Raw genomic sequence first — 12,075 nt, forward strand, 5'->3', positions numbered from 1 at the left:
TAAATGTGAACGAAATAGATATTTAAATTATATATTGCAGTTTAGTAAAATTGCGAACTAAAAAATAAAAGATGAAAAAGATATTCATCACATTAGCTGTTATCCTGGTGACTACCTGCGCTGTAAATGCGCAACGGTATTGTGTGATAGACACGAAGTATATATTGGAAAGCATCCCCGATTATAAGGATGCGCAGAAGAAACTGGACGCCATCGCAGAACAGTGGCAGAAGGAAATTGATGCAAAGTTCCAGGATATTGATAAGATGTATAAAGCATATCAGGCAGAGCAGGTAATGCTTACAGAAGAACTGAAACAGAAAAGGGAAGAAGAGATCGTAAACAAGGAGAAGGAAGCGAAAGAACTGCAGCGTAAACGTTTCGGCTACGAAGGAGACCTGTTCAAGAAAAGAGAGGAATTGATAAAACCAATACAGGATAAGATCTATAACGCGGTGCAGAAACTGGCTGCCAGCAGGATGTATGATTTCGTGCTGGATAAATCCGGCGGGATCACGGTAATCTTCTCAGATCCCAAGCTGGACAAGAGCGAGGATATACTCACATCGCTGGGCGTTAAGAAACAGTAAACCATTTTTTTAACCAATAAGTTTTATATTTTTTTTAAACACAGACAACATCATGAAGAAGTTCGTAATTATTGCCTTTGTGGCTGTAACCGGGTTGTTTAGCGTGAATGCAATGGCACAATCTAAGATAGCACACATCAATACTCAGGCATTGTTGGATGCTATGCCCGAAACCAAAACAGCACAGACCACCCTGCAAACCTATGCGCAGTCCCTCGAATCTGACGGTAAAGGACTGGTAGACGAGTACACCAAAAAGATGAAGGAATTTGATGAGAAAGCTGCCAGCATGACTGACAACATGAAAGAAATTAAAGGAAAAGAGATCCAGGATATCCAGAGACGTATTGAAGAGTACCGCAGCGCTGCTGATCAGAAGATCGATGCAAAACGACAGGAAGTACTGAAACCCATCTACGATAAAGCCCGTAAAGCCATCGAAGATGTAGCCAAAGAAAAAGGTTATGGTTATGTACTGGACAGCTCTGTAGGCGTACTGCTGGTATCTCCCACCGGTGACGACCTGCTGCCCCTGGTAAAGACCAAACTGGGCCTTAAATAATTGATAAATAGTACAGGAAAGCCTGTCCAGCCACCCGGTGGACAGGCTTTTTTCTTTCCGGGCAGGGCTGTTTTCGTATAAAAGTCAGGCAGTTTGCGTGTTTTTATGTTAATAGTTGTGTTGTTTTAAAAAAAACACTACCTTTGCCTTCCATTTTGAAAACAGGATATCCGTCTATGGCGGATTTAGTATAGTACAGGTAAAACAAACAATTAGAAATGAAACGTACTTTTCAACCGCATAACAGGCGCAGAAAGAGCGTCCATGGCTTCAGAAAGAGAATGGAAACTGCTAACGGCCGTAAAGTATTGGCTTCCCGCAGGGCAAAGGGTCGTAAGAAGCTGACGGTATCCGACGAGCGGAAACTGAAATAAGATCGTAAAACTATTTGCGCTATAAAGACTTATTCTTTTACAAAAGAAGAAAGGTTAAAAAGCAGAAAACTGATTGAAACGCTTTTTCGGGACGGAAAAGCGTTTTCTGTTTTTCCATACCGCGTGATCTACATGCCGGTAGAACTGCCTACGCAGAAATATCCCGTGCAGGTAGGCTTTAGCGCCGGTTCCCGCCATTTTCCCCGCGCCGTAGACCGCAACCGCGTAAAACGCCTGGGCCGCGAAGCCTGGCGCCTCCAGAAACAACCCCTCCATGACCACCTCCGCCAGCAATCCCGGCAGATAGCGGTTTTCCTTATTTATACCGACAAAAAAATAGCCCCCTTCACTACACTCCACCGCAAAATTTCGGTAATTTTAGAGCGTTTGAAAGAACTCACGTGAAGAAAAGACCGTCTGTTTTAGTGTGGCTGGGTTATCCGTTTATAGCCTTGATCAGGATATACCAATGGGTTATTTCGCCTTTACTAGGCGCAAAATGCCGTTATACACCCTCCTGCTCTCAATATGGCATCATCGCATTCCGCAAGTACGGGATCTTCAAAGGAGGCTATCTTACCATCAAAAGGATCCTCTCCTGCCATCCCTGGGGCGGCCACGGATATGATCCGGTACCATAACAAATGAAACGTTAAAAATGAAACAGGGAAAGCCGGATCATCCGATAGTTGCCTATTTTTACGCTTAACACCGGCACTTTGCTGCGTTTTTACTTTTTTATTTCTTACTTTTTACTTCATCATGCGAAAGATCCGCAATATCAAGATAAAACTGCTGCTGGCCGCTATCCTGCTGGGCGCAGGCATCTATGCCTTCAGTGAGAGCGATAAATACTTCCAGATCGCCAAGAACCTGGATATCTTCGCCGCCTTTTACCGCGAGCTGAACACCTACTACGTAGACGACCTCTCGCCGGAGAAAGTGATGCACAAAGGCATTGAAGCCATGCTGGAAGAAACAGACCCCTACACCGATTTCGTGCCCGAAGAGAACCTGGACGATCTCAAATTCATGGCCACCGGTAAATACGGCGGGGTAGGCGCCTCTATCAATACCAGCGGTGATACCACCGTGATCACAGACGTGTATGAAGGCAGCCCCATGCACAAAGCAGGCATCAAACCCGGAGACATCCTCATCTCCCTGGATGGCAAGTCCACCCACGGCATGGACCAGGAAGAGATCAGCCGCCTCCTGAAGGGCGTGCCCGGTACCTCGCTGGATATGGTGCTTAAAAACCCTCATAACGGCGCCCAGACCACCAAGAAGATCACCCGCGAAGAGATCAACGTAAAACCCGTAAGCTACGCCGGCCTTGTAGGCAACGATGTAGGCTATATCAAGATGGTGCAGTTTACCGAGAACAGCGGCGCCCAGGTACAGATGGCCTTTGAACAGCTGAAAAAGGAACATCCCGGCCTTAAAGGCGTGATACTCGACCTCCGGGGCAATCCCGGCGGACTGCTGGACGAAGCCGTAGCCGTATCCAATATCTTCATAGATAAGAACAAACTGGTAGTAAGCACCAAAGGCAAAGTGAAGAACTGGGACCGCGAATACAAGACTGAGCAACCGGCTGTAGACGTAAACATCCCCCTGGTGGTGCTCACCAACCGCTCTTCTGCCTCCGCAGCGGAAATAGTGGCAGGCGCCGTGCAGGATCTTGATCGCGGCCTGGTAGTGGGCCAGCGCTCCTTCGGTAAAGGACTGGTGCAAACCACCCGCCCGCTGCCCTATAATGCCAAACTGAAAGTTACCACCGCCAAATACTACACGCCCAGCGGCCGCTGTATCCAGGCAATAGATTATTCCCACCGCAACCAGGAAGGAGAGGTGGACTATGTGCCCGATTCACTGCGCCGTTCCTTTACCACCATAGCCGGCCGTAAAGTGAAAGACGGCGGCGGTATAGAGCCAGACGCCCCGGTAGACCCGGTATACCTTAGCCAGGTAGCCATTACCCTGCTGCGCAGGCAATACATTTTTGACTACGCTACCGAATATTATTACGCTCATCCTACAATAACCGCCGCCGGCGATTTCTCCCTCAGCGATGAGGATTTTGATAATTTTGTACGCTATCTCGACGGGAAGGACTACAGTTATAAAACACACAGCGAAGAAGCGCTGGAAAGCTTCGAATCTACCGCCCGCAAGGAAAAATATTATGACGCAGTAGCCAAAGAGTTCGAAGCCCTGCAGCAGAAGATGAAACACGATAAAAAGCAGGACCTGCTCAAGCATAAAGCAGAGATCAAACGCCTGCTGGAAGAAGAGATCGTAAACCGTTACTATTTACAGAAAGGACGTATAGAAAGATCATTAGCCTGGGACAATGAAGTAACTGAAGCAGTCAAACTGCTGCATACGCCCGCGAAATATCAGCAATTGCTGAAGTAATAACATCGCTGGTCAATAGTAGTTAGCCGTCAGTGCTGACATTCCACTGTTAATTGAAAGATAACATATCGGCTGTAGCAGAATTAATAATTTTACGCTTTCCGCCCACCGCATGAACGAGTATCAACACATAGATCTTGCCATCTGGGAGGCCTGTAAGGAAGGGGACAAAAATGCCTACGCGCATATCTATAAACTGTACTATCCCGGGCTGTTTAACTATGGTTGCAAGTTTACTGCAGATGCTGCCCTCGTAGAGGACAGCATACAGGAGATCTTTGTGCGCTTCTGGGCCAACCGCGAAAAGCTGTCCGCCGTAAGAGAGCTCAGAAGCTACCTGTTTGTTTCCTTTCGGCACTACCTGTTAAAGCTGCTCTCACAACATAAAAGGATCCGGGAAGACGTGTCCGCTACAGACGATTATGCCTTTGAGCTGGAAGTATCCGCAGAGCAGCAGCGTATGGACGCAGAAGAACAACAGGAACAAATACTATTGCTGGCGGCCGCCATGCGCCGTTTAACGCCCCGGCAGAAAGAAGCCGTGTTCTTCCGTTTCTACGAAAACATGAGCTATGAAGAGATTGCCGGTATCCTCAATATCTCTGTAAAGGCCACCTATAAATTAGTAGCCCGCGCCATTATCATGCTGCGCGACGCCTACCACACCCAGCCCCTCCTCAGGGCACTGCTTACCGTAACGCCGCTGGCACTCGCTTTGGGCAGTATGCAATTATCCATGATGATCTGCGCCCAGCAACTTCCCCGCTCACTCTGAAACTTTTTTTGAAAAATTTGCTGCTCCCGTGGGGTAAAACAACTTTTCCCCGGCTCCTTCTTTTGTAAGCACACGAAATGGAGCATCAAAAAGAGTACGGGCATTATAACATTGAAGATTTTATTACAGACGATTATTTCCTGCAATGGGTAAGGTTTCCTGATGCGGCAACAGACGCTTTCTGGCAGCGATGGATAGCCGCCCACCCGCACAAGCGGCAGCAGGTAGAAGCAGCCCGCGCATTTATCCAGGGGCTCCGTTTTAAGGAACAGCGCCCTGCCGCCGCAGATGTGGATGCTGCGCTGGAACGCAACCTGGCCATGATCGCAGCGCTGGAAAAAGAACAGGATGCACCGGTTATCCGCCGCAGAAGCCTTCGCGTATGGCGCTGGGCCGCAGCTGCAGCAGTAACAGGCCTCGTAGCATTGGCGGGTTTCCAGTTCCTGCAAAAGCAACAGCCGCGCCTGGTGGTATACAGCGGTTTTGCAGATGGGGTGCGTAATGTACGGCTGCCAGACAGTTCTGAGGTGATCTTGAATGCCAGGGCTTCCATTTCCTTCCACCCGGACTGGCAGCATGGCGCCAAACGTGAAGTGTGGCTGAAAGGCGAAGCATTCTTTGATATTAAACAGGCGCCCGCACATCCCTTTACTGTGCATAGCGCCAACTCGGATATTGATGTACTGGGCACCTCCTTTAACGTAAAAGAAGGAGCGGCATATACCAACGTTACGCTGAACACCGGGAAAATCAAAGTACGTTTCGGCGACCTGCCGGAAAAGCAGTTTTACCTGGCTCCCGGCGACTTTGTGCAATACTCCGCCCGTAATAATAAGATCACTAAAAAGCGTGTGAACGCTGACCTATATGCTGTATGGAAAGAGGAAGGAAGGCAACTGAAAAATGTAACACTGAAGGAGATCGCGGTATACATAGAAGACATCTATGGATACCATGTGCAGATCAGCAACGGCCGTCTGGCAGCAGCAGAGCTGTCAGGCGGCCTGCGTGTGAAAGATGAAAAGCTGCTGCTGGAAACCCTGGCATTTGCACTTGATCTCCGGATAGACAAGAAAGCCGACACACTCTTCATTCAACCAAAACGTAAGTAATAAAACTCCGGGAATATGCTGACAACTGTACCTTTAAAAACGGTAGGCAGAAGCGCTTTGCTGTTTGCCGCCTGCCTGGCGGGGTCTTCTCTTTATGCACAGGACTTCGCAGCCTACAGCGCGGCTGCAAACAGTGTATACACTTACCAGGCCCAGACCAAACAGCTGCAAACTTTAGGAGAGATACTGCAGCAGATCGAAAAACAACACGATGTTAGCTTTATCTGCAGATCAGAACTGTTGCAGATAAAGATCAACACCGGTAAGGAAAATTTCAGGGAGAAAGCATTTGTACGCTCCCTGGTGGCAGTGATCAAACCTTATGGTCTTGACCTGAAACAGATCACAGACCAGCAGTTCGCTATCTCCGCTGTGAAGGAAGAGGAGCGCCGCGATGATCATACAGACCAACCAGCCCTTCTGCAGCCCAGCAGTCCGGGTATCAGCGGGGTGAACGCCCAGCTGTTTGACAGCCGTAACTGGAGCGCTATCACGGTACAGCGTGTAACTGGCACCGTTAGAGGTGCAGGCAATCAGCTGCTGCCCGGTGTAACCGTAAGCGTGAAGGGCACCGGCAATGGTACCGTTACCAGTGCCGAAGGCCGCTTTGAGATCAATGTGCCCGGCGGCAATGCCGTACTGGTGTTCTCTTATGTAGGCTACCTTCCAAAGGAAGTGCTGGTAGGAGATCAGGCCCATCTGGAAGTGGTACTGAGCGAAGATACCCGCCAGCTGAACCAGGTAGTGGTAGTAGGTTTTGGTACACAGAAGAAAGTAAACCTCACCGGCGCTGTGGCACAGGTGGGAGAGAAGGAGCTGGCAGGCCGCCCGGTAACCTCTATGTCTACCGCACTGCAGGGCCTTTTACCAGGTCTGGCGGCTGTGAGCGCCACCGGTTTCCCGGGAGATAATAAAACCACTTTACGTGTACGCGGTACCGGTACCACCAACAATTCCAATCCTTTTATCCTGATAGACGGTATCCCGGGTGATATCAACTTCCTGAACCCTACGGATATTGAAAGCGTATCAGTACTGAAAGACGCCGCCAGCGCCGCTATCTATGGCTCGCGCGCAGCCAATGGTGTAATACTGGTAACCACCAAAAGAGGTAAGCTGAACCAGAAACCTACCGTTTCCTACAATGGATACTATGGTTTTCAGAAACCCTATTCGTTGCCTAAAATGGTGGGTTCTGCTGAGTATATGGAAATGCTGAATGAGGCGCAGCGTAATGTGAACCTGCCTGAAACCTATACGGCAGAAGACATTCAGAAAGCAAAAGACGGAACAGACCCCGATTACTTTGCCAACACCAACTGGCCCAAAGCCCTGTTCAAAAGCACCGCGCCCCAGCAGGAGCATAACCTCAGCATCAACGGCGGTTCGCAGGATGTTACCTATTACCTTTCCTACGGCCGCCAGGACCAGGAAGGCCTGGTAAGAGGAGACCAGTACAAGTTCTGGAGAAATAACGTAAGGGCGCGTCTGAATGCCATCCGTCTGTTCAACTTTATTGATATTGATGGTAACCTGGGTTATATAGACCGTATGCAGAACCAGCCCGCCGGCGGTACAGACGGCGACCAGGGACCTATCTATACATCGCTTACCATGTCGCCCCTGAACCCGGTGAAGTTCACCAACGGTAACTGGGGTTACGGCGGCGGTTCCAGCAACCCATTGGCCATTGCTACAGACGGAGGGTATAACAATTTCCGCTCGCAGGAAGTAACCGGCAACGTGTCTGCCAAAGTGCACATCTGGAAGAACCTTGATTTTACAGGACAGTACGGCACCAATGTGATCAACCAGCGCCGTTCTACTTTTAGCCGTAAAATAGATTACTACTACCCGGATAGCGGCGATTTCTGGTATTCCAACGCCACCAGTAACAGTCTTGAAATGCGTGATTATACCAGTCGCCTGCAAAACATTTCCGGGGTGCTTGACTATTCCTTTTCTGTGCATAAGCACAACTTCAAACTACTGGCAGGCTATCAGCAGGAAACCTACCGCTATGAATCCTGGGCTGCCAGCAAACAGAATTTCCCGAGTGATGATGTACCCATCTTCAACCTGGGCTCTGATAATCCGAACGCCAGCGGCGATGCTTATCAGTATGCCCTGCGTTCCTGGTTTGGCCGCATCAACTACGACTATAACGAGAAATACCTGCTGGAGCTGAACTTACGTTACGATGGTTCTTCCAGGTATGCCTCCAACCTGCGCTACGGTACCTTCCCCTCCGCTTCAGCAGGCTGGCGTTTCAGCCGCGAAAACTTCATTAAGGACAACAGCGCTTTCAGCTGGTTGAATGAAGGTAAGCTGCGCGCTTCCTACGGCAGCCTGGGTAACCAGTATGGTGCAGATGCCGCCAACTCTTATGCAGAGTGGTATCCCTATATGGAGGTGTTGACAGGTGTTGGCACCATGCCCATCGGCAACATCCTTACCCGCGGCGTGGCACAGGTTACACTGGCCAATCCCCTGCTGCGCTGGGAAAAGATGAACATGCTCAACTTCGGTATCGATCTCGCTTTCCTGAACAACCGCCTCACCTTTACGGGCGACTGGTTCGACAAGCGCACCAAAGACATCCAGATGAAAAAGCCCATGCCCGATATTCTTGGTTTGCAGGTTCCCGATCAGAACATTGGCGAAGTGTCCAACAAAGGATGGGAACTCAGCCTGGGTTGGACCGATCATATCAACGATGTTACCTACGGCCTCACCGCGCAGCTGTCTGATGTGCGCAACAGGGTGGAGAACCTGGGCGGCGCACCGCCTGTGCTCGATAACAGGATCCTGCAGGTAGGCTATCCCATCAACGCCTTCTACGGTTACAGAACAGATGGCCTGGCACAGGAAGCAGACTTCACCAAAGACGCTTCCGGTAAATACATTCCCAATTTTGCCATTTTTGACGCCGATAAAGGCAAGGTAGCCCCCGGCGATATCAGGTATCGCGACCTGAACGGAGACGGCAAAATAACGGCCGATAAAGACCGGGAAGTGATAGGCGACGCCTTCCCCCGTTACACCTATTCACTGAGGGGTAACCTGGGCTGGAAGAATTTTGATTTCTCCTTCTTCCTGCAGGGCGTGGGTAAAGGCAACGGCTATATCAGCAGCATCGGTATCCACACCTTCCAGGCTTACGGGTCTTATCCGCAGGAAGTGCACCGCGATCACTGGACGCCGGAGCATACAGACGCCTGGTATCCCCGCTTCACTTACCTGGATACCCGCAACACCACTGCACGCCAGTCTGACTACTGGCTGCAGAACGCCGCCTACCTCCGCCTCAAGAATATCCAGCTGGGTTATACCCTGCCTGCACGCTGGACAGAGCGGCTGCGTATACAGCGCTTAAGGGCCTACATCTCTGCAGATAACCTGCTCACCAAAACGGATTTCTTCTACGCCTATGATCCTGAAACGGTCACCAGCGCAGGAGGTGAATATCCGCAGGTGAAAACATTTGTATTTGGTCTCAACATTAACTTTAAATGATCACTGCCATGCAGCAAAAGCATATATTCCGTTCAATCCGTGCCGTCTTCTGGGGAGGCCTGATCACGTGGGGCCTGGCTGGCTGTTCAAAGAATTTCCTGGACCGCAATGCGCTGGATGCCATTCCCAACAATGAGTTCTGGAAATCAGAGCAGCAGCTGAAACTGGCCGCCAATGCCTGTTACGATTACCTCAAAGGAAAGAATGTGGTGGATATGGAGAACCTGGGCGATAATACCATCTATCCGCCCCTGTCTGACTACCTGAACATCTCTACCGGTAATTTTGATTTTACGGTAGGCACCGTCAACAACGAATGGGTGAACCAGTATAAAGGCATCCGCCGTTGCAATCACTTCCTGGAGAATTATAAGAAAGCACAGGGCATCCAGGAGTCCAAGCTGAAACAGTATGCAGGCGAAACCCGTTTCCTGCGGGCTTTTCTTTACAGCTATCTCAGCTTCTTCTATGGCGATGTACCCCTTGTTACCAATACGGTGAACATCGGGGATGATGATATAGTTTACGGGCCGCGTACACCCCGTGCACAGGTGGTGGATTTCATTCTCCAGCAGCTGGACTCCGCCGCGGCAGAACTGCCCCTTAGTTATGGGGCGGCAGACCTGGGCCGCATTACCAGAGGCGCTGCACTGGGCTGGAAATCAAGAGTAGCGCTCTTCTATGGCAAGTATGATGTAGCAGAAGCAGCCGCCAAAGCAGTAATGGATCTGGGCGTTTACCGCCTCTATTACGCTGCAGACAGCGCGAACAGCTATAATGAACTGTTTACGCACAAAGGCAAGCTGGCCGCCGGCGCCAATAAAGAAACCATGCTGGCCCGCCTGTATCTCATAGACGTATCCATGCATAATATGAGCCGCGAGGCCCAGGTACCCGATCAGACGGCCCGTTTCAATCCTACCAAATCACTGCTGGATGCTTACCTCTGCACAGATGGCATGCCCATTGATAAATCGCCGCTTTATAACGAAGGCGCACAAACCGCCTATGGCGATGTGTTTAAGAACCGTGATCCGCGCATGTCCCAAACCATCCTGGCGCCCGGCAGTGAATGGGGCGGTAAGGATGATGGCGACCAGGACGCCAATCCCTCAGAGATTTTCCAGCTGCCTAAATTCAATTCCGATAAGAAAGGATGTGTAACCGCTACCGGTTTCTATTTCACCAAATACGTACAGGTGTCGGCGGTAGCTACCTACAACAAAGACCCGAACGATATCCACATCATGCGTTACGCCGAGGTGCTGCTCAACTACGCCGAAGCCCGCGAAATGCAGGGCAAGCTTACACAGGCTGATCTTGATATGAGCATTAACCTGCTGCGTAAACGCGCCGGCATGCATCCCATGGTGATCTCCGAACTCAATGCCTGGGGGATGAACGTTCGCGATGAGATCCGCCGGGAGCGCCGTGTAGAGCTGGCGCTGGAAGGTCAGCGCTATTTCGACATCCTGCGCTGGAAACAGGGCAACCTGCTGGCGGCTGATGTAAAAGGTATGAAGAAGGCCTTTGTGCCCAGCTACATGCAGCCCTACGTGGCCAGCGTACCCGTAGACGCCCAGGGATACATGATCGTAAACACCGGCAGAAGGTTCGTTGATCCGAAAAACTACCTCTGGCCCATTCCTTTAACACAGTTCCAACGCAATCCCAACCTGGGCCAGAACCCCGGGTGGGAATAACAAAACGTTTGAAGTGAGGTTTGAAATAGGAGGTTCAGAACAGGTTTGTTGGCAAACCTGTTCTGAACCTTTCAACCAACATCAAACCTCAAACAACCAACGCTTAATGTCCATGAAATATCTGCCACTGCTTATTTTCCTGTTTGCCTGCAGTACCAACAGGTTGGCAACAGGAACGGAAACCGCTCACACAGACACCATCAAAGTACTTACCTACAACATTCATCATGCTAATCCGCCATCGCGTAAGGACTACATAGATCTTGATGCCATTGCAAAGGTGATTAGCCAGCAACAGCCGCATTTCGTGGCCCTGCAGGAAGTAGATGTACACACCGGGCGCTCAGGCCGCGATGTACATGAGGCAGAAGCGCTGGCTGCCAAAACGGGTATGCATGCTTATTTTACGAAGTCCATTCCTTACGATGGCGGGGAGTATGGTATAGCCGTATTGTCACGCTATCCTATCCTGGAGGGAAAGGGATATGCTTTGCCGTCTGCTTCCGGATCAAAGGGAGAACCAAGGGCCTTATGCACGGTTACCGCTGCATTACCCAACGGCCGCCGGATCATGATGGCCAGCACGCATCTCGATGTATTGAAACCAGATACCAACCGCCTGCTGCAGGTGCGCGAGATCAGCCGTATACTGGGATCAGCAGGCATGCCGGTGATACTGGCGGGCGACTTTAACGCACGCCCCGGTAGCGCCGCCATCCGGCTGCTGGACAGCAGCTTTACACGTACCTGTAACAGCTGCCCTTTCACCATACCGGTAGATCAGCCCAACCGCACCATCGACTTCATCACTTTTGCACCCGGCAATGCTTTCCGGGTGCTGCGCCATGATGTGATACCTGAACGTTATGCATCAGATCACCTGCCAGTGACCGCCACACTGATTGTAAACGATTAAGAGGTGGAAAACGGCCGCTGGCCGCAAAAGAATTATGATTTACCGCTTTTTAATTTTAAATTACCAGCTTAGATGTTTTAATCTAATCACCACGTAACCAGAACGC

At 50.4% G+C, this 12,075-nt stretch carries 11 protein-coding genes; all 11 read left to right on the forward strand.

Annotated elements, in window-relative coordinates; all coding sequences use genetic code 11:
- Positions 1 to 71: 71 nt before the first annotated feature.
- The 11 genes from Q0577_RS22365 to Q0577_RS22415 all read left to right on the forward strand — a co-directional run bounded on the left by Q0577_RS22365 (position 72) and on the right by Q0577_RS22415 (position 11,969).
- Positions 72 to 590 carry an OmpH family outer membrane protein gene (locus Q0577_RS22365; protein WP_298740298.1) on the forward strand — a complete coding sequence of 173 codons (519 nt, stop codon included), beginning with the start codon at positions 72 to 74 and terminating at the stop codon, positions 588 to 590.
- Positions 591 to 642: 52 nt separating this feature from the next.
- The gene (locus Q0577_RS22370) at positions 643 to 1,152 is read left to right on the forward strand and encodes an OmpH family outer membrane protein (protein WP_298740300.1); all 510 of its coding nucleotides are present in this window, start codon (positions 643 to 645) and stop codon (positions 1,150 to 1,152) included.
- Between the two features lie 218 nt (positions 1,153 to 1,370).
- Positions 1,371 to 1,526 (forward strand): 50S ribosomal protein L34, encoded by a 156-nt coding sequence (rpmH, locus tag Q0577_RS22375; protein WP_012788729.1) that lies wholly within the window; start codon positions 1,371 to 1,373, stop codon positions 1,524 to 1,526.
- Positions 1,527 to 1,547: 21 nt separating this feature from the next.
- Positions 1,548 to 1,931, forward strand: coding sequence for a ribonuclease P protein component (locus Q0577_RS22380; protein ID WP_298740558.1), 384 nt, complete (start codon positions 1,548 to 1,550; stop codon positions 1,929 to 1,931).
- Positions 1,932 to 1,972: 41 nt separating this feature from the next.
- The gene (gene yidD / locus Q0577_RS22385) at positions 1,973 to 2,167 is read left to right on the forward strand and encodes a membrane protein insertion efficiency factor YidD (protein WP_298740560.1); all 195 of its coding nucleotides are present in this window, start codon (positions 1,973 to 1,975) and stop codon (positions 2,165 to 2,167) included.
- Between the two features lie 121 nt (positions 2,168 to 2,288).
- Positions 2,289 to 3,947, forward strand: coding sequence for a S41 family peptidase (locus Q0577_RS22390; RefSeq protein WP_298740302.1), 1,659 nt, complete (start codon positions 2,289 to 2,291; stop codon positions 3,945 to 3,947).
- 112 nt (positions 3,948 to 4,059) lie between these two features.
- Positions 4,060 to 4,722, forward strand: coding sequence for a sigma-70 family RNA polymerase sigma factor (locus Q0577_RS22395; RefSeq protein ID WP_298740304.1), 663 nt, complete (start codon positions 4,060 to 4,062; stop codon positions 4,720 to 4,722).
- A gap of 77 nt (positions 4,723 to 4,799) precedes the next feature.
- On the forward strand, positions 4,800 to 5,834 hold the full coding sequence (locus Q0577_RS22400; RefSeq protein WP_298740306.1) for a FecR domain-containing protein: 1,035 nt from the start codon (positions 4,800 to 4,802) through the stop codon (positions 5,832 to 5,834).
- 15 nt (positions 5,835 to 5,849) lie between these two features.
- Positions 5,850 to 9,350 carry a TonB-dependent receptor gene (locus Q0577_RS22405; RefSeq protein WP_298740308.1) on the forward strand — a complete coding sequence of 1,167 codons (3,501 nt, stop codon included), beginning with the start codon at positions 5,850 to 5,852 and terminating at the stop codon, positions 9,348 to 9,350.
- Positions 9,351 to 9,358: 8 nt separating this feature from the next.
- Entirely contained in the window at positions 9,359 to 11,053 is a 1,695-nt protein-coding gene (locus Q0577_RS22410; RefSeq protein WP_298740311.1) for a RagB/SusD family nutrient uptake outer membrane protein, read from the forward strand.
- A 112-nt stretch (positions 11,054 to 11,165) separates the two neighbouring features.
- The gene (locus tag Q0577_RS22415; RefSeq protein ID WP_298740313.1) at positions 11,166 to 11,969 is read left to right on the forward strand and encodes an endonuclease/exonuclease/phosphatase family protein; all 804 of its coding nucleotides are present in this window, start codon (positions 11,166 to 11,168) and stop codon (positions 11,967 to 11,969) included.
- Positions 11,970 to 12,075 lie beyond the last annotated feature (106 nt).

This window comes from uncultured Chitinophaga sp. (assembly GCF_937898475.1).
In the GTDB taxonomy this organism is placed as follows: domain Bacteria; phylum Bacteroidota; class Bacteroidia; order Chitinophagales; family Chitinophagaceae; genus Chitinophaga.

Bases quoted from the DNA above. Each gene is read 5' to 3' on its own strand.
- Q0577_RS22365 (WP_298740298.1), top strand. From the start codon at position 72: ATGAAAAAGATATTCATCACATTAGCTGTTATCCTGGTGACTACCTGC.
- Q0577_RS22370 (WP_298740300.1), top strand. From the start codon at position 643: ATGAAGAAGTTCGTAATTATTGCCTTTGTGGCTGTAACCGGGTTGTTT.
- rpmH (WP_012788729.1), top strand. From the start codon at position 1,371: ATGAAACGTACTTTTCAACCGCATAACAGGCGCAGAAAGAGCGTCCAT.
- Q0577_RS22390 (WP_298740302.1), top strand. From the start codon at position 2,289: ATGCGAAAGATCCGCAATATCAAGATAAAACTGCTGCTGGCCGCTATC.
- Q0577_RS22395 (WP_298740304.1), top strand. From the start codon at position 4,060: ATGAACGAGTATCAACACATAGATCTTGCCATCTGGGAGGCCTGTAAG.
- Q0577_RS22400 (WP_298740306.1), top strand. From the start codon at position 4,800: ATGGAGCATCAAAAAGAGTACGGGCATTATAACATTGAAGATTTTATT.
- Q0577_RS22405 (WP_298740308.1), top strand. From the start codon at position 5,850: ATGCTGACAACTGTACCTTTAAAAACGGTAGGCAGAAGCGCTTTGCTG.
- Q0577_RS22410 (WP_298740311.1), top strand. From the start codon at position 9,359: ATGCAGCAAAAGCATATATTCCGTTCAATCCGTGCCGTCTTCTGGGGA.
- Q0577_RS22415 (WP_298740313.1), top strand. From the start codon at position 11,166: ATGAAATATCTGCCACTGCTTATTTTCCTGTTTGCCTGCAGTACCAAC.